A 25726-nucleotide genomic window follows, 5' to 3' on the forward strand; every position below is an offset into this window, starting at 1 on the left:
ATGATTACGATGCGCTAGGCGGGTGGAACATCGGCATCACTATACCGGTGATCCAAGTCCACGAATTTGTTATATTCCTTCACGAAAGCGAGCGAGACCGTCCCGACTGGACCGTTACGCTGCTTGGCGAGAATGATTTCAATGATGTTCTGAGCTTCGGATTCCTGGTCGTAGTAATCATCACGATAAAGGAATCCGACGATATCCGCATCCTGCTCGATTGATCCGGATTCACGAAGGTCGGACATCATCGGACGCTTGTCCTGACGAGACTCTACCCCACGTGACAGCTGGGACAGTGCAATCAGCGGAACGTTCAGCTCACGAGCCAGTCCTTTTAGGGAACGGGAGATTTCAGAAACTTCCTGCTGACGGTTCTCTTTCGAGTTCGCACTCCCTTGGATCAGCTGCAGGTAGTCGATCAGGATCATACCAAGACCGTGTTCCTGCTTTAAACGGCGGCATTTGGAACGGATTTCACTGACCCGTACACCCGGCGTGTCATCAATGAAAATACCGGCGTTCGATAAACTACCCATCGCCATCGTCAGCTTGTTCCAGTCATCGGACTCCATGCTCCCTGTACGAAGACGCTGGGCATCGATGTTCCCTTCCGCACACAGCATACGGGAGACCAGTTGGTCGGCTCCCATCTCGAGGCTGAAGATCGCGACGTTCTCATCCGAGTGGACGGCGACGTTCTGTGCGATGTTCAAGGCGAACGCGGTCTTACCCATGGATGGACGGGCGGCGATGATGATCAGATCGTTTCGCTGGAATCCGGACGTAATCTGGTCCAAGTCGCGATAACCAGTCGAGATGCCGGTTACACCACTGGCGTTATTGTGCAGTTCTTCAATATTGTCATAGACGTCGATCAAGACGTCTTTAATGTTTTTAAAGGCTCCTGAACTCTTTCTCTGAGAAACCTCGAGAATATCCTTCTCGGCAGAGTTCAATACGTCCTCGACATTCTCTTCCTCTTCGTAGCCGGACGTGACGATGTTCGTCGCTGTGCGGATCAGGCTTCGAAGCGTCGATTTTTCGCTGACGATCTTCGTGTAATAACTGATGTTGGCGGCGGTCGGTACCGAGTTCGCAATATCGCTCAAATACGATACGCCTCCGATTTCCTCCAACACTTTGTTGTTTGCGAGTGCCGTCGTGACGGTCACGAGATCAATCGGCTCACCACGATCGGCAAGCGAGAGCATCACTTCGAAAATCCGCTGGTGGCTGGCACGGTAAAAATCTTCCGGGAGTAGAAACTCCGCTGCTGTCGACATTGCTTCAGGTTCTAAGAAAACCGCCCCCAGCACGGCTTGTTCCGCTTCAATATTATGAGGCGGGGTGCGGTCATTCCAAAATTCACTCACTTGCTGTTTCCTCCTCTAAGGCGATCTGTGGTGAGGGCTTGAACGTGAGAGTCAGCCCTTCCATCAAAGCAAAAAGCACATGAATCGCTCTCGGCATGCGAGAGATAAACAAGTGCTTTCGCTTCAAAACAAAACGGTCTATTTTTCTTCAATGTGAACGCGGATCGTACCTGTCACTTCGTTGTGAAGCTTCACAGGGACGTTCGAGTAACCCAGTGTACGAATCGGCTCGTCCAATTCGATTTTACGTTTATCGATCTTGATATTGTGGGTCTTCTTCAACTCTTCTGCGATCTGTTTGCTTGTGATGGAGCCGAAGAGACGGCCGCTGTCGCCGGATTTCGCTGTCAGCTTCACTTCAAGGTTGGAAAGCGTTTCTTTTAGTTTCTCTGCTTCCTGAACCTCTTCCTGAGCCAGCTGTTCCTGCTTTTGATCTTTTGCTTCCTGGGCTTTCATGTTCCCTTTCGTCGCTTCTACTGCTAAGTTATGCTTCAGCAGGTAGTTACGGGCGTACCCATCATTTACGTTCTTAACTTCCCCTTTTTTACCTTTACCTTTTACATCCGAAGTGAAAATCACTTTCATTCTGTGTCTCCCCCTTCAAAATATTCGTCTATTATATCTTGCAATAATGCTTTCGCATCTTCAATCGTTGTGTCTTCGAGCTGGGTGGCGGCATTGGTCAAGTGGCCTCCACCATTCATGCGCTCCATGATGACTTGGACGTTGATATCCCCAAGTGACCTGGAGCTGATCCCGATCCGGCCGTCACTGCGTTCTGAGATGACGAACGAAGCGATGACGCCGCTCATCGTGAGCAGGGTATCCGCTGCTTGAGCAATGATGACTGGACCATATGACTCCCCTTCATCCCCGGTCGAAATCGCAATTCCTTCACGGTAGATCTCCGCCCGTTGAATCAAGTAACTGCGGCGGATGTAGACGTCCAGATCTTCCTTCATGAACTTCTGGACCTGAACGGTGTCAGCCCCTTTCGAACGAAGGTAGGAAGCCGCATCAAAGGTACGGGACCCCGTGCGCAGCGTAAAGCTCTTCGTGTCGACAATGATCCCAGCAAGCAGGGCTGTCGATTCGAGCATCGACAACTTCAGCTTCTTCGGCTGGTATTCAAGCAGTTCGGTCACGAGCTCGGCTGTCGATGAAGCGTAAGGCTCCATATAGACGAGCGTCGGGTCTGCGATGAACTCTTCCGCTCTTCTGTGGTGGTCGATGACGACGACATGCTCGGTCTTAGAGAGAAGCTTCTCTTCCATCACGAGCTTCGGCTTGTGCGTATCGACGACGACGAGCAGTGTTTCGTTCGTCACCATCTCAAGCGCATCCTCTGGTGTGATGAAATAGCGCCACAGGTCTTCATCTTTCTGAATCTCTTCGATCATCCGCTGCACACCGGTATCGATATCATCAGGATCGATCACGATCGCCGCTTTCTTATCATTGGCCTGGGCAATTTTCAGAATCCCGATCGAAGCCCCGATCGAATCCATGTCCGGAGATTTGTGCCCCATGATGAGCACCTTTTCACTCTCCTGAACGAGCTCCTTCATCGCATGGGAGATGACGCGAGCGCGGACACGGGTTCGTTTTTCCATTGGGTTGGTCTTACCGCCGTAGAAACGGACTTTCCCGGAATCATCCTTGATTGCGACCTGGTCTCCACCACGGCCGAGGGCAAGGTCGAGACTGGACTGAGCCAGTTCCCCTAATTCCGGGAGACTGACAGGTCCGACCCCGACGCCGAAGCTTAGCGTAAGTGGTACGTTTTGATCGGTGATCAGTTCACGGACATCATCGAGAATTTCGAACTTCGCTTTCTCGAGCGACTTCAAGATCTCCTGGTTCATCACAGCCAGGAAGCGTTCCTGTGACGTACGCTTCAAATAAATGCCGAAGTCGCCGGCCCATTTGTTCAAGATCGATGTCACCTGCGAGTTGATGTGACTCTTGGCCGTATCATCCATCCCTTGGGTGATTTCTTCATAGTTATCTAAGAAAATGATCGATAAGACCGTTTGTTCATTTTCATAAAGGTTATGAATTTCATTCTGTTTCGTTCGGTCGAACATATACAAGAGACGCTCGTCCCGCTTGATGATCGTCTGAAGCTGGTACCCATCAATGGTGACCCAGCACTCCGATTCATCCTCTTTGATTTTTGGAATCAGTTTGTCAGAAAGCTCCTTGAGCGATTTCCCAACGATGGAGTCCTCATCAGTAAAGCGGTTCATATACGGGTTGGCCCATTCGACACTATAATCTTCGCTGTAGAGGACAATTCCGATTGGCATCTCTAACAGCGCTTCTTCTCCAACTTTTTTCACACGATAGGAGAGGGTCGATATATATTCTTCTGTCTCATTGATCATGTGCTGCTCAGTACGGACGCTGTAAAAAATCGAAGCCGCTAAGAAAAGCGTCATCATCAATCCAAGCATCCACTGGTAATACCAAATGAATCCAAGCAGGACTAATGAGATCAGATAAATGACCCATAAGTGTCCGCTCATCGTTGGTTTTTTAAAAAAATTCGGCATTTCTCATTCAGCTCCTACTATTCTATACGAGCTTTATTTCTTCCTCTCGATTCGTTCTCTCAAAGAGAATCCTAAGTCAATTATACCTAAGATTCGGACCAGGTACAGCAAGAGTTGTGGAAGAAGAAGGGAAACGACAACGATAACCGCTGGAATCGCTTTGGACCACTTCTTTTGTTCCGCATAGTAAAAGATAAACGAAAACCCTTGAAGTACAAGGAGAAAACCAGTCAATACAAAGATGTTGACGACGGCTAAGTATAAGACGCCATTCTCATCTGTCACCACATAGCTTAGAATTAAAGCGATAAAGTAATACCACAAAATGGATGTCGGCCATTTCAATTCACGAAATGGCGGAAAACGGAGTCCGTTCCGCTCTATGCGGTTGATCACTTTATACGAAAGCCATTGGGCGACGAACGCTGTCATGATCCCGACAAGCACGAGCGCACTCGGAATCAAATCAGGAAGCATGCTAAGCGATTCGCGGAATGCATCGAGCTGTTCTTGGTTTTCACTCGTCAGCAGACCGCCAAACATACTTTCTGTAACATTAAGTGCAGAATTTAAGCTGTTGCGGATCTCGTCACTCCAATTGATTCCGAAGAATAACTGAGTAGACAGGTAGATACTTAAGAACCCGATACTGAAACCGACGGTACCAACCGCCCACGTCTCATAGGCTGTGCGCTTCTGATACAAGGCTCCACCTAAGAAGATTCCGCCGAGCCCGGCGAATAATGTAGCCGGCAGCGAGAAGACCGTCGCGAAGATCAGCGTGAAGATCAAGGCAGCGACGAGCATTAGCGCTCCGGATTTCCAACTGTAACGATAACTGTAAAAAATAAAAGGAACAGGTAAGGCAAGGATTAAGATACTGCCAATGATACTCGGTGTGAAAATAATTACCAATAACAATAGCAGATATACCCCTGTCATTAAAGCCCCTTCTGTAATTCTTTTCGTGTCATTCATTCCCAACAAGCACCTCTATTTCTTTCGGTGTGTACTAACTTGTCTATTTTAACATATTCGACCTTTCCGATTCTTCTCCTATCTTTCTTTCGTAGAAAAGAGAACTTTTTGATAAAATAGACTAAACTTTCTGTAAACGAAGGGATGCTGATGAAATGCTGACAGATTACCACGTACACATGGCAGAGACGGGAAACCTGGATGTCGATTATTTGAAGACGTACATACAAAAGGCGAAGGAGGAGGGAATCGAAGAGCTTGGAATTTCCGAGCACGCATACTTTTTTGAAGAGACGAGACCGATTCTTTCAAATCCTTGGGTAGAGAATAGACGTACCCTTCAATTCGAAACGTATCAACGTCTGTTCGATGCCGCCAAAGAAGAAAACCTTCCGGTGAAGATGGGCATCGAAATGGATTATATGCCGGGAAAAGAAGAGGAGATGAAGCAATTCATCGAGGCGCACCCATTCGATTACGTCATCGGATCCGTCCACTGGATCGACGACTGGGGAATCGACCTGGCGATTTACCGCGATGAATATGAAAAACGCGACCTTCACGAAGTGTACAGACAATATTTCGACCGCGTCGTCACACTCGCTCAGTCCGGCCTTTTTGATTTCGTCGGTCACATCGATGTCATCAAAGTCTTCGGCTACGAACCCGAAGACCGCGATTTTCTTCGTGAACAATACGAGCGGGCCGCAAAAGCATTGGCTGAAACCGATACGTGTATCGAAATCAGCACAGCTGGATTGCGCAAACCGGTCGGAAAACTGTATCCTGATCCAGAGCTCCTGAAGACGTGCAAAGCCCACGGTGTAGGCATTGTCATCTGTTCAGACGCCCACAAACCGGGCCATATCGGGTACCGATACAACGAAGCCATCGAACTCGCCAAATCCGTCGGATACGAAGAGCTCCACACCTTCAAAAACCGCCAAGCTACAAAACACCCGATTGGGTAAGGTAGCAGTCAGAACGGGGGTTTTTTAAAGCTGAGCAAATCCCTCTCTACTCATAATCATCGGGTATTGTAGGGTGAGATCCACACCAGAACATTGCGCAGTGGGGTGTAAAACGATGAGACTCCGATGGGAAGTACGAGATAGGGGAGATCCCGCAGTGAGCAGAGCGAACGAGGAAGCTCGCCCATGGAAAGCGAGTTGTTTTACACCCCACTGCCCACTACCTGAATCAGGTGTTAACCGACTAGTAACGATACACCCCAAAACACCGCTACAAAAAACGTCACCACATTCAAATACCCGACAAAACTTTTCTTCGATTGCTTAAGCGCCCGGATCGCTGACAGTAAGGCAACGATTCCAAGACCAATCAAAATGTATGGAAGAAGCTGAACCGAACTTGTAAAAAACGCAAAAGTCGTCAGCATCAGCAACGCAATCGCAAAAAGAGCTTCGAACTTATTCACGCCTCCACCTCCTTATGATGGGAACAATCCGCCTCCATCACGACTTGCCACGTTCCCTCTTTCTTCTCAATGACAGTCAAAGCTGTCTGGTGCATGAACTTCCCGGTCCAAAAATCTTCCGGTTGTTTCTGCAGCACATAGGAGAGCAGGGCCTTTAATGCCAGAGCATGCGTCACGACTAAGACCGGCTTTTTGCTTTCAGCAAGCTTCTCTATTTCCGCTCCGACCCGATGGATAACGGCTTGAAAGCTTTCGCCTTGAACAGGCTGATATGTATGCGGCTGTTCCCAAAAACGGCGGAATTCCTCCCCATGGGCATCTTCCAGCTCTTCTTTCAATTTTCCTTCCCATGGCCCTAAATCAATTTCCTGCCATTCTTCACGATCCAGCATCTCGATGTCACGGTCACCGATTATCAATTGTGCGGTCTGCTTCGCCCTTCCACTCGAACTGGAAATGACTTTTTCGAACGGAACGTCCGCTAAGCGTTCTCCCAGTCTGACCGCCTGCTCTTCTCCGAGCGCTGTCAGGGACGAATTCTTCCTTCCCTGCATGCGCCCTTCTAAATTCCACTCTGTTTCTCCATGTCTTGTCACATAAATCGTTGTCATCGCTTTCACCTCTTGTATCTATCTTACGTTTTTTACTAGAAAGAAAAAAGGTAAAAATAATAGCCACGGGAGATCGACTCCCATGGCTTGCATCATTAAGGATATGAAATAGGCGCACCAGGACCTACTGGAATTCCGAGTAGTACCCAAACGGCTAGGAGGACGAGCCAGCCTAGTAGAAACGCTACGGCATATGGAATCATCATGGCAATCAACGTACCAATTCCAACTTTCTTATCATAGCGCTGTGCAAATGCGATAATGACTGGGAAGTACAGCAGCAATGGTGTGACCATATTGGTTACCGAGTCTGAAATCCTATACAGAAGCGTCGTAAACTCAGGTGAGTAATTAAGATTCATCATGATCGGAACAAATACAGGTGCCAGAATTGTCCATTTCGCTGAGGAACTCCCGATAAAGAAGTTGACGAGCATCGTAATCCCCATGAAGCTCAGAATCAATCCGATTCCCGTAAAGCCGGTATTACTTAGAAAGTCCGCTCCGTTAAAGGCGATCACGGTGCCGAGGTTCGTTTCACGGAAGTAAGCGATGAACTGTCCGGCTGTGAAGGCCAGGGCGATGTAACCGCTCATGCTGGCCATCGTTTTCCCGAGCAGCTTCGTCAAGTCTTTATCATTCTTGATTTCTTTCACTACAATTCCGTAAATAAGACCAGGAACGAGGAAGAGTACAAAAATAACGAAGACTAGCGCATTGAAGAATGGCGAGTCGATGTAAGCACCGTCTCCACGCAGTGGTCCGAATGAAAGGTAGGCCATGAAGGCGAACGTTACGAGAAAGCCGATTCCAGCAAGGCGCATGCCTCGTTTCTCGAGACCCGTCAACTCTTCCAAATCTCCACGTTCTTCTCCTTTATATTTTCCAAGACGAGGTTCCACAATTTTATCTGTTACAACCGTACCAATGAAGGTGATCAATAACACGGATGCTGCAGCAAAGAAGTAGTTCATCGTTACCGTGATCGTATCGGCATAAGCAGGATCAATGGTACGTGCTGCTTCCGCTGTCAGCTCCTGAAGAATAGCGTCTGTAGACGTAAGCGCCAGGTTCGCACCGAATCCACCGGAGACCCCGGCAAACGCTGCGGCAAGACCGGCAAGCGGGTGACGGCCGAGTCCTAAAAACAACACGGCTCCAAGTGGAGGCAGGACGACATATCCAGCGTTAACCGCAAGACTGGACATAACACCGGCAAACACAAGGGCAGCTGTCAGCAGGCGTTTAGGAAAGCTGAAGACGATTCCCTTCAAGGAAGAGTGGATCAGACCTGTCTGTTCAGCAAGTCCGATACCGAGCATCGTCACAAGTACAGCTCCAAGGGGCGGGAATCCGATGAAGTTCTCCACCGCACTGTTGAAGATGTATTCGAGTCCGCTGATACTGAAGAGGTTCTTAACTTCGACAACGTCTCCCGTCGTAGGGTTCGTAACCGAAACCCCTGAGAAAATTCCTGAAATAATGACAACAATGAAAGCTAAAATAGCAAATAGTAACAGAGGGGACGGTAGCTTGTTTCCGAGCCACTCAATTCCATCTAGCACACGAAACAACAATTTTCGCGGAGAAGAAACCTTCTCCCTGTTCTCTGACATCGATAGACCTCCCTTTTAATCTTGATCTTTTTGGTCGGCATTTAATTTAACAGCCTCTACAAAAAAAGTCAAAACATTATACTTATGACGAGAACCTTCCATTATGTATGCGCTTACGACATTTATGTAAGCGTCCCTTTCTCTACATCAAATACTTCTTGTATTTATAATTCTTGAGTATCTTCCTCAGTTCAGGAGTTTCTGCGATTTTAAAAAGAGAGACCGTTAGATTCTCTATGTCCGGATCCTCTGTCCTCACTTCCAACGTACCTTTGAGGATTTTGATTTCTTTGATCTGCTCTTTAGCGATGGTACGTCGTATGCCTTTCCCTTTATACGAGATGCTATCGAAAGTAATCGTCAAAACCTGTCGAAAGATCAAAACTTTCAATAAGCAAAAAACAGCATAAATAAAAGAAGCAACCGCTAGGATTTCAAAGATCACCGAATCTACGAATAAAAAGCAAAACGGCCCGAGAAACAAAAGAAGCTCACCATTGATATTATATTTTAACACCACTTTATCCTTCATCCATTCACTCCCCCCTTCTTTCTCTATCCTATCACTTGGAATATTTTTGGACATCAATGAACGCTTCGCATAAAAAAAGAGCGGCATTTCGCCGCTCACACTTTATAAATTCAAACACTTCACTTTTCTGATATCCGCGATGGCGGACAGTTCTTCTCGGCAGTCGCCTTCTACTTCACGGTCAACGGACAACACCATCACCGCATCTCCACCGAGATTCGTACGCCCTACCTGCATGGTCGCAATGTTCATATCATGCTTGGCAAGCAGGCTTCCGACACGTCCAATCGCACCCGGTTGGTCGGTGTGCTGGATGACGATCAGGTGACCGTCCGGTACAACGTCGATCGAATAATGGTCGAGCTGGACAATCCGGGCTCCGAGACCATTCAATAAGGTTCCGGCGATGCTCCGTTTTTCTTGATCCGTTTCGATTTCGACCGTCACAAGGTTCGTAAATCCTTTGGTCGATGTCGATTTCTGTTCATTGATTTCGATGCCTTTATCAGAGGCCGTCTTGAACGCATTGACATCGTTCACACGTTCCCCGATATGGCGCTTCAAGATCCCTTTGACCGCGATTCTCGTAAGCGGCATCGTATCGACATCAAGAAGTTCACCAGAGTAGTAGACATGAATACGCTCAAGCGTTCCTTCTACCACCTTAGATAAGAAGGCACCCAGCTGTTCGGACAGCTTGAAGTACGGTGACAGCTTCTCCATCATCTCGGAGGAAACGGATGGGAGGTTGACCGGGTTCTTCACCGTTCCGCCTCTTAATAGTTCGAGAATGTCATAGCTGACGTCTGTTGCGACATTTTCCTGTGCTTCGATGGTGCTTGCGCCTAAGTGAGGCGTTGCAATGACTTCCGGCAGGTCGAGAAGGGGATGTTCCGTCGCTGGCTCTTCTTCGAATACGTCCAGAGCGGCTCCTGCAATCTTCCCTTCCTGTATCGCTTCAAAGAGCGCATCCTCTTCAACGATCCCTCCGCGCGCACAGTTCAAGATCCGAGCGCCTGGTTTCATTAATTCGATGGCTTCTTTATTGATCAGGTGCTTCGTTTTCTCGATAAGAGGAGTATGGACGGTTAAGAAGTCCGCTGCTTTCAGGACGTCTTCAAGCGATCCGTGCTTCACGCCTGCTTTTTTCGCTTTTTCTTCATTTAGAAAAGGATCGAAAGCGATGACGTCCATGCGGTGCCCCTTGGCACGCTGGGCGACTTCAAGCCCGATTCGTCCGAAACCGACAATCCCGATGGTCTTGCCTTTCAATTCGACACCGACGAACTTCTTGCGCTCCCAACGCTTCTGCTTCAGCTCATGATAGGCTTGGGGAATGTTTCGTGCGAGTGACATCAGCATGGCCATCGTATGCTCGGCTGTTGAGATTGTATTCCCGTCAGGAGCATTGACGACGATGACGCCGCTCTCTGTCGCTGCATCGAGATCGATGTTATCGACCCCGACACCGGCACGACCGATGACCTTAAGGTTTGAAGCGTGCTCAATCACCTCTCGTGTCAGTTGCGTTTGACTGCGTACAATGATGGCTTCGACTTCTTGAACGGCTTCGAGTAACTGATCACGGTCCATTGAGGTCTGGACGATTGTTTCCACATCTTCTGCGTCAAGTAATGGACGGATGCCATCTTCACTTAACGGATCACAAATGAGTACACGTTTCATGCTTGATCCTCCCTTGTTCCTTCTAAGTATGCTTCCTGAGCTGCCGCGCTTCCGGCACCGGGTTCGAAGTCATGGCCCAATCGCTTGAGCAGGATTTCAAGGATACTGATGTATTGCAGCACATTGGCCGGGCGGCTGTAACCCATATGACCGATCCGGAAGATTTCACCTTTCATATGGTTCTGGCCTCCCGCCAGGACTAGACCGAACTCTTCTCTCGCCAGTTTTCTCAACTGCTCGGCTTCAAAGGTTTCCGGTCGGATCGAGGTCACGGTCGTGGACGCATCTTCATCAGAGACGAGCAACGGCAGCTGCAACGCGCGGCAGGCTTTTCTCGTCATCTGCTGCATCAATTGATGGCGTTCAGCGACACGATCGATTCCGCCTTCTTCTTCTATTAAATTCAACACTTCATCTAAACCGAATAAAAGGGATAAAGCTGGCGTGAACGGTGTCTGGCCATCGCCGACACGTTTCTGGTAGGCACGGAGATCCAAATAGAATCGTGGACGTGACGTTTCCTGAATTCGTTCCCAAGCCCGTTCACTCATCGCGACAAATGCAAGACCAGGTGGGAGCATCATCGCTTTTTGAGATCCTGTTACCAAGAGATCGATTCCAAAACGATCCATATCCAGCACAGCGCCACCAACCGACGAGACTCCATCGACAAGCACGAGGGCGTCACTCACTTGGTTCACACGCTCGGCAATTTTCTCAATCGGATGCATGACGCCCGTTGACGTTTCGGAGTGGGTGAGGAATACAGCCTTCGTTTGGGGTTGTTCACGCAGCACTTGTTCCACTTGATCTACCGCAACCGCTTTTCCCCATTCTATATCGATACGGTGGACGTTCAGTTCATATGTCTCACAAATCTTAGCAAAACGATCCCCAAACGAACCGGCGACAACGACAATGACGTCATCGCCAGGGTTGGTCGTATTCACGACGGCCGACTCAAGCGCAGATGTTCCGCTCCCGGTTAAAATCAACACGTCTCCTTCTGTCTTAAAAACCGGCTTCAAGCGTGGCGTGACCGATTGGATCAAATCTTTACATTTCTGTCCTCTGTGACCGATCATCGGCTGGTTCATCGCCCGCTCTACACTTGGTGGAATTGGTGTAGGTCCCGGCGTATGCAACAAATCCCATTCAGGCTTCACTTCAAAACACCCTCCTCATAAGTTCTTTCTATTTTAATGAAAGCAATAGAAATGATATTCCTTTATCCTATCAGAAGAACGAATGATGTCAATCTTATTCGAATTTTCAGTTAAAGGACTTTTTTTCTTTTTTTTCTCTAAAGATTAGGCTGAAAAAATATGCATTCATATGTATAATTCGAAAAGTAACTATTTTTAGAAAATTTTAAAATATTCTTAGGGGGAATCACATTGAGAAAACACCAAAGCCTTTGGCTCATGTTCGCTCTATTAGCTGTCGTAGTACTAGCGGCTTGTAGTGGCGGTTCATCTGAGACAAGTTCAGAAACAGGTGAAGAAACGAACAACGAAGAAAACACAGAGACAACAAATGATTCAGAAGGGTCAAGTGTTGCACAAGAAATTACCGTAACAGCAAAAAGTGAAATTCCTAGCATGGACCCATCACTGATTACCGATTCCGTTGGTTTCCAATGGGCAGGGGAAACTGTCGAAGGTCTTTATCGTTTAGATGAGAACAGTCAGCTGACAGAAGGTATGGCTGTCGACTCCTCTCTAAGTGAAGACGAGCTTACTTGGACATTCAACCTACGCGAAGACGCTGTATGGTCAAACGGTGACCCGGTTACAGCGAACGATTTCGTTTACTCTTGGAGAAGAGCTGTTGATCCTGAAACGGGATCTGAGTACGGCCCTTACTTCCTTGGCGGCGTTGTTAAAAATGCTTCTGCAGTAAGTAACGGAGAAGCAGCAGTAGAAGATCTTGGCGTAACCGCTGTAGATGATAAGACACTTCAAGTTGAACTTGAAAAGCCAATTCCATACTTCAAATCCATGACGGTATTCGTTACATTCATGCCGATCAACCAGGCATTCGTTGAAGAACACGGCGAGCAATTCGCTACAGAAGCTGAATACACACTTTCTAACGGACCATTCAAAATGACAGAGTGGAACCACGGTGAAGGATGGACAGTAGAGAAGAACGAAGACTACTGGGATGCTGATGCTGTACAGTTAGAAAAAATCAACGCAAAAGTAATCAAAGAAGTAGCAACAGGCGTAAACTTGTATGAATCCGATCAAATCGACCAAACAGAATTGAACGCAGAATTCGTTGACCAATATCGTTCAAGCGATGCGTTCGACATTGCTGAGAAACCATACTTATACTTCCTGAAGTTCAACCAGGAAACAAACGAAGCTCTTGCTAATGTAGATGTTCGTAAGGCGATTTCTTACGCGATCGACCGTCAATCCCTTACAGACGTGATCCTGAACGACGGTTCTGTACCGGCAGAAGGTTACGTGCCATCGAACTTCGTATCCATGCCTGAAAGCGGAGAAGACTTCCGTGAAGCGCAAGGACCACTTGTTGAGTCCAACGAAGAAAAAGCTAAAGAGCACTGGGCAACTGCGAAAGAAGCACTTGGTCAGGAAGAGATCACAATCGAACTTATGGGTGACGACACAGGTACATCCTCAAACGTTATGGCTTACTACAAAGGCCAGCTGGAAGAAAAACTTGAAGGTCTTACAATCGAAATTGTAGAAGTACCATTCAAAGAACGTGTACGTCGTGACAGTGCTGGAGAATTCCAAATCGAAGCAGCGACGTGGGGACCTGACTACGTAGACCCGAACACATACTTGAACATGTATCTGACAGGCGGACAGAACAACAACATGAGCTACTCCAACCCTGAATACGATGCATTGATCGAAAAAGCAAACGGAGAGTTCGCGACTCAACCAGAAAAACGCTTTGAAACATTCCTTGAAGCAGAGCAAATGCTTCTTACAGAAGACGCAGCCGTTGCACCAATCTATCAAGATGCGAAAGCACAGCTGTTCCGTCCTTCTATCAAGGGAGTATTCACAACAGCAACTGGTCCAGAGTTCGAATTCAAGTGGGCGTATGTAGAAGAATAAAAATGCATAAGAACAGCCGCGACAGTGATGTTGCGGCTGTTTTTTTATGGTTGAAAGGAGGAAAGAGAAGGCGTATAGTCCATAACAGAGCCTTAGAATCGAGAGGAAGGGGGAGGAGAATGAAACGTTCCTACCAGCGCTTTTTCTATTACGTTAAGGGCATCACGGTACTCGCACTCGGCATTGCCTTGACCATTCAATCCCGCCTCGGCACGTCACCGTTCGATGCTCTGTTAGTGGGCCTTTACCGCACGTTCGGCCTTACAATCGGAAGCTGGGAGATTGCAGTCGGGTTTACGATGATTGTATTCAATTCGGTTGTCAGTAAAAAACGTCCGGAGTTATTCGCGATTGCGACTTCCCTGTTAACGGGGGCAGGAATCGACTTCTGGATGTTCGTCATCGAAGACACCATCGTTCCGCAAACGATTGCCACACAGTGGATCTGCCTGCTGCTCGGGATCATCATTTCCGCTTTAGGCATCGCAACCAACCTGCAGGCTGACTTCGCACCGAATCCGTTCGACCGGATGATGTTGGTCATCAATCAGCTGACAGGGTGGTCGATCTCCTTTTCCAGAATCGTGATCAGCATTGTCCTCGTCATCCTCGCCGCCCTGTTCGGCGGAGCAATCGGCATCGGAACCGTCCTGATCACATTGTTCAGCGGAGCGATCATCCACCTGTTCATGACGTATCTCGACCGGTTCGACCAGCGCTTTTTCCTTCGTCAGTCGGCCGTATGTCACGAATAATTGTAATGGAGCATGGAGAGGCCCTTAGGGGGGCCTCTCTTTTTTTATAATTGTCCCTGTGTACCGAAGAATTCATAATGGATCCGTTCTTCTGGAATCTGCCATTCTCTTAAGGCGAGTACGACCGCTCTCATAAATCCTTCCGGCCCGCAGAAGTAGAAATCAGCTTTTTTCGGGACTTGATGCTTCAACCACTCAAGATCCACGAACCCCGCTTTATCATAGTGATGAGAAGCCTGGTCCGTCTCTGTCGGTTTTTCATAGATATAGTGGGTCTTCAACCCTTCGATATCTGCATTCATTTCATCGCGTAACGCATGCACGTCTCCGTTTCTTGCTGCATGAATGAAATGCGCGTTTCGATTGCGCTGTTTCTTTAACGTGTTCCACATGCTGAGCAGCGGCGTGAGACCGACGCCTCCACTTAGGAAGACAACGGGACGTTCCACGTTTTCTTCCAAATAGAAATCTCCTGCTGGTGCACTGATCGGAAGTACATCCCCGCTTTCTACCGATTGGTGAAGCCATGAAGAGACGATGCCATCGCGCTTCACGCTGATACGGAAGTGGCTCTCTCCCGGTGCACAGGATAGACTGTACTGACGCAAGTGATCGTGTGGCTCTCCTTCGATTTGTGCTTTCACTGTCACGTATTGACCAGGCTTGAAGTGAGGGATTTCTCCTCCGTCGACAGGCTGAAGGTAGAAAGAAATGATCTCCGTGCTTTCTTCTTCTTTTCTCACAACCTTGAACTCCCGATATCCAGTCCAGCCCCCTCGCTGATTCGAAACTTCCTCGTACATGCTCTTCTCGACGCTTATAAACACGTCTGCAATCACACCATAGGCTTTGCCCCATGCATCTACTATATCGTCTGTTGCGGCCTCTCCGAGCACCTCACGGATGGCATTCAATAAGTACTCGCCGACAACCGGATAATGTTCCGGCAGAACGTTCAAGCTTCTATGTTTCTCAGCGATCTGTTTCACTTTAGGCAGAATCGCTTCCAGCTGGTCAATATGGAGCGCAGCGGCATAGACGGTGTTCGCCAACGCCCTTGGCTGCTCTCCTGCCTTCTGGTGGGTTTGGTTAAAGATGTTTTTCAGTTCAGGATGGTCTTCAAATAGACGTTTGTAAAAATGGCTCGTAATCGCCTCTCCATGCTCTTTCAGAACAGGGACGGTCGATTGGATGGTTTCAATGGTCTTCTGATCTAACATAGTAGACATTTTCAGAACCCCTTTAACATGTATTTAATATACATCTTTATTATACAAGTTAAACCTATATTTTATATACATATTTTATGTCCATTTTGTAAACAATGGGAAAGAAATCATGTAGAGGGTATGATAAAATGAGTGAAAACCAATAAACGAGGATAATGATTATGCGCTTAAAAAAATATACCGACTATGCTCTACGCGTTCTCCTCTATACGGCGTCTAAACCGGCAGGAGAGCTTTCGAATAAGAAAGAGATTTCCGCAGTGTTCCACATTTCAGAGAACCACTTAGGGAAGATCATTCACGAGTTGAACAAGCTTCAGTTGATTGAAACGATTCGCGGACGATCGGGAGGCATCAAACTGGCTAAGCCTCCAGCGGACATCAATATCGGGTATGTGGTGCGTGCAATGGAGGATGATTTTCACCTTCTGGAGTGCTTCAACTGCAGCACGAACTACTGCGTCATCACTCCAGCCTGTAAGCTGAAGAATGTACTTCATGAGGCGCTGCAGGCGTTCTTAAAGGTAGTGGACGCTTATACGCTTGAGGATTTATTGACCAATCAAGATGAATTGAAGGTTCTGATGGGCATTTCATCAGATTAGCGCGGCCTTTTGTGGCTGCGCTTTTTTTGTTGGGGGAAAAATAGACAAGAGGATGACTTTCAAGACGTTTTCGCACGTCCTCAGTCTTCAAAGCTGCATCGAGAAGGAGCATCTCAACCGCTTTGACAAAATAAAGAGACCGGAATGGTCGTGAGGAGGATTCTCTGAGCGGTTTCTACGGCCGTCATCGGGATTCAGAGCATAAAAAAAACGGTGAAGTCTGAGTTAGACTTCACCGTTTTTCATCTGCGCTACCCTTATTCAGTAGAGTAAGGAAGTAGAGCCATTTGACGAGAGCGCTTGATCGCTTTCGTCAATTTACGCTGATACTTAGCAGACGTTCCTGTTACTCGGCGAGGAAGAATCTTCCCACGGTCAGAAACGAAACGTTTTAGCAAATCAGTATCTTTGAAATCGATGTGTGTGATTCCGTTAGCTGTGAAGAAACACACCTTTTTACGTTTTCCGCGTCCACGACGTGCCATGTAGCGTCACTCCTTTCTGTTTTAGAATGGTAGATCGTCATCTGATATATCGATGGGTTCCCCTTGGTCAGCAAAGGGATCATCGTTGCGTTGTTGGTTGTTATTATTAGAACCGAAGTTATTTCCTGATGGTTGTTGATTCTGATTCGGTTGGTATCCTGAACCTCCACGGTTTCCTCCACCTTGTGAAGAACCTTTGGATTCTAAGAATTGAACGCTGTCTGCAACAACTTCTGTTACAAACACACGCTTGCCTTCCTGGTTATCGAAGCTTCTTGTCTGCAAGCGACCATCCACTCCAACTTGGCTTCCTTTACTCATAAAGTTGGCTAAGTTCTCAGCTGCTCGTCTCCATACGACACAGTTGATAAAGTCCGCATCCTGCTCGCCCTGTTTGTTTGAGAAAGGACGGTTTACCGCAATTGTGAAGTTGGCGACAGCTACTCCATTTGGCGTATAGCGTAAATCAGGATCCTTCGTCAATCTGCCGACTAATACGACACGATTTAACATCAGAATCACTCCTTATTTGTCATCTTCGCGTACAGCGATGTGGCGGATAATATCATCCGTGAACTTCGCTTGACGGTCGAATTCGTTGATCGCTTCACGTGTACCTGTGAAGTCGATGGTTACGTAGATACCATCACGGTAGTCGTTAATTTCGTAAGCAAGACGACGCTTACCTACTTCTTTAACTTCTTGAATCTCCGCACCGTTATCAGTTAGGATTTTGCTGAAACGATCTTTGACAGATGTCTTAGCTTCTTCCTCGATGTCTGGGCGGATGATATACATGATTTCGTATTTTCTACTCATCCGTTTTCACCTCCTTATGGACTTAACGGCTCCTTCTAGAAAAGGAGCAAGGAGTAATTACATCTTTAATTACTCACAATGAAGTATTATAACAAAGTTGTCCAAGATTTACAATACCAAAACGGAAGAACCCTGATTTATGCTTTTATACGTTGAAACGGAAATGGATGACATCGCCATCTTTTACGAGATACTCTTTACCTTCCAGACGAACGCGGCCACGGTCACGTGCGACACCCATCGTTCCTGCATCGACAAGATCTCCATAAGATACCGTCTCTGCACGGATGAAGCCTCGCTCGAAGTCCGTGTGAATGATGCCGGCACATTGTGGAGCCGTCATGCCTTCTTTGAATGTCCAGGCGCGGACTTCCTGCTCACCTGCCGTGAAGTACGTCGCAAGACCAAGAAGGTTGTACGTCGCCTTGATCAATTGATCGAGACCGGATTCTGCAATACCCAAGTCTTCAAGGAACTCTTCTTTTTCTTCGCCATCAAGCTCAGCGATTTCAGACTCGATTTTGGCACAAACGACGATCACTTCTGCACCTTCATTAGATGCGAAATCACGGATCGCTTTTACCTTGTCGTTGTCTCCTTCGCCGATTTCATCTTCGCTGACGTTGGCAACATAGAGGATGGGCTTAGAAGTGAGTAGATGAAGGCCTTTGACCACTTTCTGCTCATCGCTGCTGAAATCAACAGCGCGGGCAGGCTGCTCCGCTTCCAGTGCTTCTTTAATTTTTTCAAGGACGTTGTACTCTGCAACCGCGTCTTTATCTTTCTGACGGGCAAGCTTCGCTACGCGCTCAAGACGCTTCGTCACCGTTTCAAGATCGGCCAGAATAAGCTCAAGGTTGATCGTCTCGATATCAGAGATTGGATCGACCTGACCCGATACGTGTGTAATGTTCTCGTCTTCGAAAGCACGTACAACGTGACAGATCGCATCGACCTGACGGATGTGGGATAGGAATTTGTTTCCTAGTCCTTCCCCTTTACTCGCACCTTCTACGATTCCTGCGATATCAGTGAATTCAAAAGCTGTAGGGACGGTTTTCTTCGGATTGACAAGCTCGGTCAGCTTCTCCAGGCGGCTATCCGGTACTTCCACGATTCCTACGTTCGGATCGATCGTGGCGAATGGATAGTTCGCTGATAGAGCGCCGGCTTGTGTGATTGCGTTAAATAGCGTAGATTTCCCTACGTTCGGCAAACCTACGATTCCTGCTGTTAGTGCCATATAAGACTTTCACTCCTTAAGGATTTACATACATGCATGTTAGTCTCTTCAATTATAGATACTGTACTAGAAAATAACAACCAATCAAAAATGAAAAACTGGACCTTTCTACTAGCGGATTCTTCCTGTTTCTCCAGGCAAAAAGAACGGAATTACCGCTCTCCTTCATTCAATTATGCCAAATTGAAACATTCATAGACAATATGTCGTCTAATGATGAAGATAGGAGGAAATGAATGTGAAGAAACTATGGGTGGTCTGCTTTAGCGGAGCCATCATCCTCAGTGGATGCACATCCCAATCGGAAGCGAAACCACTGAAGAATGAACAGATCACTCAATTAGAGAAGCAGCGGGAACAAATGAGAGAAACCCTGCGACAGCAGAAACTCGAAATCGAACAATTGGAAGAACAGGTCCAAGCTTATGAAAAGCTGACCTCTGATGCACTGAATTTCTTAGAAACAGATGAAGCAGTATCGCTATTAAAACAACAGTTCACATATACGATCACCGTAAACGGCGAATCGATTCCGCCGAATGGAGAGATGAATATTGAAAGCGGGGACGTCGAAATCGTCCTCTCAAGCAGACAGCCCTCCTTTTCAATTCCTGATAAGTGGAGGGAGAAGGTCGAGCTGAAAGGCGGATTGTTCGATCATATCAGCAATCTGAAACCTTCAGCCGACAGCCGCTCCGGAAAAGACGGAACACTCAACGTCGACCGTTCTCTCGTATTCTCAGATATGAGCCCGGGTACAACAATAGAATTTGATATTACGAATGAATTGAAGGAAAGGTTAAAAGTCAGCACGAATTCGATTCGTTTAACCATTCAATAAAGAAAGGTTCCAACCATCAAGTCATGGTTGGAACCTTTTGTCTATAGAAAAACGTGAGTTCATTCATTGAACACCCCGCGGTGCACTCCATTTCATTCAGAACCTTTTCGTTAGCTCTGCTGCTTATTCCTGCTCCGCTGTTTCCAGCACTTTTTTCATCTTCGTTTCGAACTTGCGTCTCGGAATGAGTACACTGTGGCCGCAGCCCTCACACTTCACCCGGATATCTGCGCCCATTCGGATGATTTTCCAGCGGTTTTCCCCGCAAGGGTGCGGCTTCTTCATCTGCACAACGTCATTCAATTGATAAGACATACGTCATACCTCCTTAGGCTTCTTGTTCCTCTCGGGAATACATCACCATACGTGGGAATGGGATTTCGATTCCTTCTGCATCTAAACGGGTTTTCACTTCTTTACGCATGGCACGGGCGATGGCCCAGTGCTCCATGGGTGTCACTTCTGCGATGATCCGCATGACGACGTCTGAGGCTCCCAGGCTCTGAACACCTAAAAGCTTCGGCTCATCCAGCATGTCCGGATAACGTTCCGGTAATTCTTTTAACAAATCGTCAAGGGCCTGTTCTGCCCGTGCGATATCTTCTTCATAGGCGACGCTCACATCGACAACGGCGATGCTGTTATGGATCGAGTAGTTGGTCACTTGGGTCACGTTTCCGTTTGGCAGGATGTGTACTTCGCCTGTCCATGCTTTCACTTTACACGTTCTGAGTCCGACTTCCTCTACGAATCCTTCCACACCTGATGTACGAATGTAATCTCCTACAGAAAATTGATCTTCAAAGATGATGAAGAAACCGGAGATGATATCACGGACAAGGTTCTGAGCACCAAAACCGATGGCGAGACCCGCTACACCTGCACCGGCTAATAAGGCGCCGATTTCGAGAGTGAAGGTTTCCAAAATCATGATAAAAGCAACAAAATACACGACATAAGACAAGGCGTTTGCTACCAGTTTACTTAGTGTAGACTCCCGGCGCTGCGAAATTTTGAACGGTCCCTTTGTTCGGTTGGCAAAGAATTTCGTAATCAACCTTCGACCAATTTTAATCACTAAGAATGAGATGATGAGAATTAAAACAATCTGCATGGCCCCAAGACCAATGGCTGTCCATAATTGAGGTCCAAATACATAGTCGATTGTTTCATTCCACATGGTTTCTAAATCTCCCACCCATTTCCCTCCTGTACGACTTCAATATGAAATCTATTTTAACAGGTTTCTATCGAGATTTGTATCGGGAAATAGCCGGATGAATCAGTAGGGCGGCAAGCACATACAAATTCAAAAAACCATACAAAGGATACAAGTATTGAATGAGCGTCGAAAAGCCGAATGAAGTGAGCGGAAGCATGACGGCAATCAGGCCTAAAGCCAGAATCCAGAGGGGTTGTCTCACGTATTCTCGGAATCTGGTGACGAGTCCGAGCGTTCCGGAAGCAGCCGTTGTGAAGATGGCAATCCACAGCATAGCCGACATAAAGAGCATCATTTCATACGGATAGTGTTTTAAAATCGCAAATAAGGGGATTTCATATAATATGATATCTTCTGAAATTTGGATTAAGCTGTTGTTGTATAAATAGGAAATCGTTCCGATCAGGACACCGCTTCCCACACTGGCTATCCATACCTCGCCTTTATGCTTCATCTGATTCCCAATCGCCCCTAAGACCGCGATTAATGGAAGAATATTAAGTGCTGTAAACGGGAAGGCCGACATCCAGTTGTCCATCTCGCTTACGTATCCGAACAGGGAAAGCTGTTGATCGGAGATGAACAAGATCAGAACAAATAGAAGGCCCGCAATCAGAAGAGGCAGTACGAAACTGTTTACGATTACGATCCCTTTTACATCCCAGACGAACAAAAGAACAAGCGGAATGACGATGGCCAGTACACCGAACCGATAGGAGAAATGAAACGCCTGCCACGTTGCCCCGCTCCCAGCAAGCATCACGACGGTCGTCGTAAACAAATAAATGATGATCATCCAGTCATAAATACCGGTCAAATGCTTTCCTACGATGGCACGGAGAACAGGTAAATAATGCCCCGTTTGTTTTTGATAACTGATGGACATAATGGTGTAACAACACGAGGTGAACATAAGGGTGAACAAGAGTATCGCCAGGCTGGACCCATGTCCAAAGAACTGCCACAACTCACGACCCGATGCATACCCGGCACCAATAATCGTTCCAATGATCAGAAACATCCATTTCAAACCTGATTTAATCATATCCTTCCTCCACCTCTATGTATTTGCCGCGTACACGTATAGAATGACGGACATCCTTATATACTGTTACTACTATGAATTTGGAGGAGAAGCTATGAATCTTAAGGACAAGTTTTCCAACGAAGAACGAAGGGTCCACATTGACGAAGAATTGATGAGTGACCTCTTAAGCTCCCATTTAAATGATTGGCTTCCTCCGTCTAAAGAGATCGTCATCGCTTGTATCGGCACAGACCGCTCCACAGGTGATTCGTTCGGTCCTCTGGTCGGATCGATGCTGAAGGATCAGAACCTGGGGACCTTCCATGTCTATGGCACACTGGAAGATCCGCTGCACGCTTTGAACCTGAAAGAACGAGTCGAAACGATGAACAAAGAACATCCCAATCCCTACATTCTCGCTGTAGACGCCTGTCTTGGAAAAGCGACGTCCGTCGGCTCTGTCGTCCTTGGAAAAGGACCTTTGTCACCGGGTTCCGCATTGAAGAAGGATCTGCCTGCCATCGGAGACCTTCACATCAGCGGTATGGTCAATGTCAGTGGATTCATGGAACACGTCGTCCTTCAGAACACGCGCCTTCACGTCGTCATGCAGATGGCCGCCAAGGTGGCCGCAGCCATTCAGATGACCGACACGAAACGCCGCCGCGCCCGCTTAGAGACGTCTCCCACACAAGCCTTCACGGCAGCGACAAAGAGAAGAGACGCTCTGTACAGCAGGAAATCACGCTTGGATGGATTTATGTAGATAAGAGGCTGGGAAAAAAGTGTTCCCATCTACAAAAACCCCTGAGGTTGCATTTAACCAATGCAACCTCAGGGGTTTTGTTCGGTGAACGATTCTGTTTTCCAAAGAATATTCAGCAGGCGGGAGAAGGGAGGGCAGAACCTCTATGCTTGCATCGTCCTTAACTTTTCTGCCAGCCACAATAGCTGATGTAAGCACACGAGGTTCCGCCTCTTTTAGATAGAGGTGTTGGAGAAAGGGGGAGACTCCTGCCGGAATGGAGGGCAGCGTGAGATCCCGCAGGGAGCGAAGCGAGCGAGGAAGCTCACCGACCGCCGGTGGAAAGCGAGTCGTTTCGCAGGCACCGTTCCTCTCTTACTCAGCGAACCGATAAGTCTCAACCACTTTTTCTGTTATGAAAATTGTTGAACGATTGCAAGCACGACTCCGACCATCACTAACGCAGGAAGCAAGTTCGCCACCCTGATCTTCGTCAACTTCAACATATTCAGCCCGATCGCCACAATCATCAATCCACCCGCCGCCGTCATCTCGACAATGAACATATCCAGCATATCCTGCGGGATGAACCGGTTGATCTGTGTCGCAAACAAGGCGATCGACCCTTCATAGAGCACGACAGGAATAACGGAGAAGATGACTCCGATCCCCAGAGTGGACGTCAAGACAAGCGAGACAAACCCATCGATGATTGCCTTCGTAATCAGGATCTCATGGTCGTTACGAAGTCCGCTGTCGAGCGCTCCGATGACCGCGAGTGCGCCAATCACGAATATCAACGACGCGGTAATGAATCCTTGAGCGAGAGTTGAAGTGGAACCGGGCTTTGTGAATTTACGCTCCACCCAGCGTCCTATGTATTCGAGCCGCTCCTCAAGACGAAGCGCCTCTCCGATAATCGCTCCACTCAGAAGGCTGATCAATACAATGACGATGTTCTCCGTTTCAAAGGCCATTTGAAGCCCGATCAACGTAACCGCAAGCGCGACACCGCTCATGACCGTCTCCTTGAAGCGCTCCGGAATTTTTGTGAAAAACAATCCGAGCGCTGTTCCAATCACAATACATAACCCGTTTACTAACGTTCCAAGCAGTACCATACGATTTCTCTCCTATATGTATTGAAAAAAGAACCCGGGCTCAAGAAAGCGCCAGGTTCATCATTCCTTATCGAAGTAATGTAAAATGCGCTCCAAGTCCTCTTCGTTCATAAATTCAATCTCAATTTTGCCTTTACGTTTCCCTTTATGAATCTTCACGCCTGTGCCGAGCTGCTGCTTCAATGAATGCTCACGTTCTTGGATGAATACATCCTTGGCGGCAGGCTTCTTCTTCTTTTTCTTCTGCGTCATCTCCTGGATGAGACGCTCCACTTGTCTGACGCTCAGCTTCTCGTTTTCGATTCGTTCCGCCATTTTAAGGACGGCGTCTCTTTGTTTCAAACCGAGGAGTGCACGGCCGTGCCCCATCGACAATGTCCCGTCATTGATCTTCTGAATGACTTCGGACGGAAGGGACAGCAGGCGGATCAAGTTGGCGATATGAGACCGGCTTTTTCCGAGGCGTTCGGACAGCTCGTCCTGTGTGACACCGAGTTCTTTTTGAAGACTTTGATAGGCTTTCGCTTCTTCAACCGGGGTCAGATCCTCGCGCTGAAGGTTCTCAAGCAGAGCAAGTTCCATCATTTGTTCATCGGTCCAGTCACGGACTAATGCGGGAATCGTCTCAAGCCCGGCTTTTTTCGAAGCTCTGAAACGGCGCTCACCGACGACGATTTCATAGCCTTTGATGCTTTTTCTTACGATGATCGGCTGAAGGATGCCGTGTTCCTTGATCGACTGGCTCAATTCCTCAATGGCCTCGTCATCGAACGTGAGACGAGGTTGATAGGGGTTCGGGCGACATGACTGAACGGGGATGTCGTGAACCTGTTCCTCTTCTTTTGCTTCTTCAGGAAAATAAGCTTGGAATCCTTTACCTAACCCTTTCGCCATCCCTGATCACTTCCTTTGCTAGTTCTAAATAGACTTCTGCTCCTCTGGACTTGGCATCATACAAGATGACGGGCTTTCCATGGCTTGGTGCTTCACTTAAGCGGACGTTACGGGGGATAATCGATTGATAGACTTTATCTCGGAAATATTTCTTCACTTCATCGACCACTTGAATGCCGAGGTTCGTCCTCGCATCAAGCATCGTCAAGAGGACCCCTTCGATCATCAGCTGCTGGTTGAAGTGCTTCTGAACGAGGCGTACGGTATTCAATAACTGACTGAGTCCCTCTAAAGCATAATACTCACACTGCACAGGAATCAATACACTATCAGAGGCCGTCAGCGCATTCAACGTCAACAACCCAAGAGAAGGGGGGCAGTCGATGATAATGAAGTCATACTCAGACTTCAGTTGATCGATCGCCTGCTTCAGACGGACTTCCCTTGAAATCGTCGGGACGAGCTCGATTTCCGCTCCGGCGAGCTGAATGGTAGCCGGAATGGCATCGAGGTTCTCGACAAGCGTCTCAGTACAGACCTGCTTCGGTTCGACCCCTTCTACGAGAATGTCGTAAATACACAGGTCCATATCCGCCTTCTCCACGCCCAATCCACTTGTGGCATTCCCTTGAGGGTCGATATCCACGAGAAGGACTTTATGATTCAAATAAGCGAGACACGCACTTAGGTTAACAGCTGTCGTCGTTTTTCCGACGCCGCCTTTCTGGTTGGCGACCGAAATCACTTTCCCCATATGAACACCTGCCCTTATTTTTATAGTCGATCTAAAGGGAATTCCCTTTCTATTCAAGAAAAACCCATCTACATAACAAGATGGGTCTCCGGTTCG

General features: G+C 47.6%; 27 protein-coding genes. 6 read left to right on the forward strand and 21 right to left on the reverse strand.

What is annotated here, in order from left to right:
- Positions 1-14 precede the first annotated feature (14 nt).
- From dnaB to LCM20_RS16960, 4 genes are all read right to left on the reverse strand, one after another.
- Positions 15-1376, reverse strand: a complete 1362-nt coding sequence (gene dnaB, locus LCM20_RS16945; protein WP_225196686.1) for a replicative DNA helicase — start codon at positions 1374-1376, stop codon at positions 15-17.
- A gap of 138 nt (positions 1377-1514) precedes the next feature.
- Positions 1515-1961, reverse strand: a complete 447-nt coding sequence (gene rplI / locus LCM20_RS16950) for a 50S ribosomal protein L9 (protein ID WP_225196687.1) — start codon at positions 1959-1961, stop codon at positions 1515-1517.
- A complete protein-coding gene (locus tag LCM20_RS16955; protein ID WP_225196688.1) occupies positions 1958-3931 on the reverse strand; it encodes a DHH family phosphoesterase in 1974 nt (657 codons plus the stop codon). The genes rplI and LCM20_RS16955 overlap by 4 nt, the downstream gene beginning before the upstream one ends.
- 33 nt (positions 3932-3964) lie before the next feature.
- Positions 3965-4909 (reverse strand): YybS family protein, encoded by a 945-nt coding sequence (locus tag LCM20_RS16960; protein ID WP_225196689.1) that lies wholly within the window; start codon positions 4907-4909, stop codon positions 3965-3967.
- A 155-nt stretch (positions 4910-5064) separates the two neighbouring features.
- Between LCM20_RS16960 and LCM20_RS16965 the strand changes: the two genes are divergently transcribed.
- Entirely contained in the window at positions 5065-5880 is an 816-nt protein-coding gene (locus LCM20_RS16965; RefSeq protein ID WP_225196690.1) for a histidinol-phosphatase HisJ family protein, read from the forward strand.
- Positions 5881-6116: 236 nt separating this feature from the next.
- Here the strand turns inward: LCM20_RS16965 and LCM20_RS16970 are convergent, their stop codons facing one another.
- From LCM20_RS16970 to LCM20_RS16995, 6 genes are all read right to left on the reverse strand, one after another.
- Positions 6117-6347 (reverse strand): hypothetical protein, encoded by a 231-nt coding sequence (locus LCM20_RS16970; protein WP_225196691.1) that lies wholly within the window; start codon positions 6345-6347, stop codon positions 6117-6119.
- Entirely contained in the window at positions 6344-6958 is a 615-nt protein-coding gene (locus LCM20_RS16975) for a histidine phosphatase family protein (RefSeq protein ID WP_225196692.1), read from the reverse strand. The genes LCM20_RS16970 and LCM20_RS16975 overlap by 4 nt, the downstream gene beginning before the upstream one ends.
- A 95-nt stretch (positions 6959-7053) precedes the next feature.
- Entirely contained in the window at positions 7054-8574 is a 1521-nt protein-coding gene (locus LCM20_RS16980) for an AbgT family transporter (RefSeq protein WP_225196693.1), read from the reverse strand.
- A gap of 142 nt (positions 8575-8716) precedes the next feature.
- Positions 8717-9205: a hypothetical protein gene (locus tag LCM20_RS16985; protein WP_225196694.1), complete on the reverse strand. Its 489-nt coding sequence runs from the start codon at positions 9203-9205 to the stop codon at positions 8717-8719.
- Between the two features lie 3 nt (positions 9206-9208).
- Positions 9209-10792, reverse strand: a complete 1584-nt coding sequence (gene serA / locus LCM20_RS16990; RefSeq protein ID WP_225196695.1) for a phosphoglycerate dehydrogenase — start codon at positions 10790-10792, stop codon at positions 9209-9211.
- Positions 10789-11958: a pyridoxal-phosphate-dependent aminotransferase family protein gene (locus tag LCM20_RS16995; protein ID WP_225196696.1), complete on the reverse strand. Its 1170-nt coding sequence runs from the start codon at positions 11956-11958 to the stop codon at positions 10789-10791. Before LCM20_RS16995 ends, serA begins: the two co-directional genes overlap by 4 nt.
- A 231-nt stretch (positions 11959-12189) precedes the next feature.
- On the opposite strand from LCM20_RS16995, the gene LCM20_RS17000 reads away from it, so the two are divergent.
- Together LCM20_RS17000 and LCM20_RS17005 are read left to right on the forward strand one after the other, a co-directional pair.
- On the forward strand, positions 12190-13890 hold the full coding sequence (locus LCM20_RS17000) for a peptide ABC transporter substrate-binding protein (protein ID WP_225196697.1): 1701 nt from the start codon (positions 12190-12192) through the stop codon (positions 13888-13890).
- A 119-nt stretch (positions 13891-14009) separates the two neighbouring features.
- Positions 14010-14645, forward strand: coding sequence for a YczE/YyaS/YitT family protein (locus tag LCM20_RS17005; protein ID WP_225196698.1), 636 nt, complete (start codon positions 14010-14012; stop codon positions 14643-14645).
- A gap of 44 nt (positions 14646-14689) precedes the next feature.
- On the opposite strand, the gene hmpA is transcribed toward LCM20_RS17005, so the two are convergent.
- On the reverse strand, positions 14690-15865 hold the full coding sequence (hmpA, locus tag LCM20_RS17010; RefSeq protein WP_412098009.1) for an NO-inducible flavohemoprotein: 1176 nt from the start codon (positions 15863-15865) through the stop codon (positions 14690-14692).
- Positions 15866-16035: 170 nt separating this feature from the next.
- Here hmpA and LCM20_RS17015 point away from each other — a divergent pair, with 170 nt between their 5' ends.
- Entirely contained in the window at positions 16036-16479 is a 444-nt protein-coding gene (locus tag LCM20_RS17015) for an Rrf2 family transcriptional regulator (RefSeq protein WP_225196700.1), read from the forward strand.
- Positions 16480-16736: 257 nt separating this feature from the next.
- On the opposite strand, the gene rpsR is transcribed toward LCM20_RS17015, so the two are convergent.
- The 4 genes from rpsR to ychF all read right to left on the reverse strand — a co-directional run bounded on the left by rpsR (position 16737) and on the right by ychF (position 19026).
- The gene (gene rpsR / locus LCM20_RS17020; RefSeq protein WP_079477514.1) at positions 16737-16964 is read right to left on the reverse strand and encodes a 30S ribosomal protein S18; all 228 of its coding nucleotides are present in this window, start codon (positions 16962-16964) and stop codon (positions 16737-16739) included.
- Positions 16965-16985: 21 nt separating this feature from the next.
- Positions 16986-17477: a single-stranded DNA-binding protein gene (ssb, locus tag LCM20_RS17025; RefSeq protein ID WP_225196701.1), complete on the reverse strand. Its 492-nt coding sequence runs from the start codon at positions 17475-17477 to the stop codon at positions 16986-16988.
- Between the two features lie 12 nt (positions 17478-17489).
- Positions 17490-17783: a 30S ribosomal protein S6 gene (gene rpsF / locus LCM20_RS17030; RefSeq protein WP_225196702.1), complete on the reverse strand. Its 294-nt coding sequence runs from the start codon at positions 17781-17783 to the stop codon at positions 17490-17492.
- A 145-nt stretch (positions 17784-17928) separates the two neighbouring features.
- Positions 17929-19026, reverse strand: a complete 1098-nt coding sequence (ychF, locus tag LCM20_RS17035; RefSeq protein ID WP_225196703.1) for a redox-regulated ATPase YchF — start codon at positions 19024-19026, stop codon at positions 17929-17931.
- Positions 19027-19264: 238 nt separating this feature from the next.
- Here ychF and LCM20_RS17040 point away from each other — a divergent pair, with 238 nt between their 5' ends.
- The gene (locus tag LCM20_RS17040; RefSeq protein WP_225196704.1) at positions 19265-19867 is read left to right on the forward strand and encodes a hypothetical protein; all 603 of its coding nucleotides are present in this window, start codon (positions 19265-19267) and stop codon (positions 19865-19867) included.
- A gap of 123 nt (positions 19868-19990) precedes the next feature.
- Here LCM20_RS17040 and LCM20_RS17045 read toward each other — a convergent pair whose 3' ends face one another.
- The 3 genes from LCM20_RS17045 to LCM20_RS17055 all read right to left on the reverse strand — a co-directional run bounded on the left by LCM20_RS17045 (position 19991) and on the right by LCM20_RS17055 (position 22134).
- The gene (locus LCM20_RS17045) at positions 19991-20182 is read right to left on the reverse strand and encodes a DUF951 domain-containing protein (RefSeq protein WP_225196705.1); all 192 of its coding nucleotides are present in this window, start codon (positions 20180-20182) and stop codon (positions 19991-19993) included.
- A 13-nt stretch (positions 20183-20195) separates the two neighbouring features.
- The gene (locus tag LCM20_RS17050; RefSeq protein WP_225196779.1) at positions 20196-21047 is read right to left on the reverse strand and encodes a mechanosensitive ion channel family protein; all 852 of its coding nucleotides are present in this window, start codon (positions 21045-21047) and stop codon (positions 20196-20198) included.
- Between the two features lie 67 nt (positions 21048-21114).
- Complete coding sequence (locus LCM20_RS17055; protein ID WP_225196706.1) at positions 21115-22134, reverse strand: hypothetical protein; 1020 nt, start codon at positions 22132-22134, stop codon at positions 21115-21117.
- 94 nt (positions 22135-22228) lie between these two features.
- Here LCM20_RS17055 and yyaC point away from each other — a divergent pair, with 94 nt between their 5' ends.
- Positions 22229-22882, forward strand: coding sequence for a spore protease YyaC (gene yyaC / locus LCM20_RS17060; protein ID WP_225196707.1), 654 nt, complete (start codon positions 22229-22231; stop codon positions 22880-22882).
- Positions 22883-23274: 392 nt separating this feature from the next.
- Here yyaC and LCM20_RS17065 read toward each other — a convergent pair whose 3' ends face one another.
- Genes LCM20_RS17065 through LCM20_RS17075 form a run of 3 tightly spaced genes read right to left on the reverse strand, consistent with a single transcriptional unit; the run spans position 23275 to position 25630 of the window.
- Positions 23275-23982: a DUF554 domain-containing protein gene (locus LCM20_RS17065; protein ID WP_225196708.1), complete on the reverse strand. Its 708-nt coding sequence runs from the start codon at positions 23980-23982 to the stop codon at positions 23275-23277.
- A gap of 60 nt (positions 23983-24042) precedes the next feature.
- Positions 24043-24876 (reverse strand): ParB/RepB/Spo0J family partition protein, encoded by an 834-nt coding sequence (locus LCM20_RS17070; RefSeq protein WP_225196709.1) that lies wholly within the window; start codon positions 24874-24876, stop codon positions 24043-24045.
- Positions 24857-25630 carry a ParA family protein gene (locus LCM20_RS17075; RefSeq protein ID WP_225196710.1) on the reverse strand — a complete coding sequence of 258 codons (774 nt, stop codon included), beginning with the start codon at positions 25628-25630 and terminating at the stop codon, positions 24857-24859. Before LCM20_RS17075 ends, LCM20_RS17070 begins: the two co-directional genes overlap by 20 nt.
- Positions 25631-25726 lie beyond the last annotated feature (96 nt).

The organism is Halobacillus litoralis, assembly GCF_020171725.1.
Classification (GTDB): Bacteria; Bacillota; Bacilli; order Bacillales; family Halobacillaceae; genus Halobacillus; species Halobacillus litoralis_F.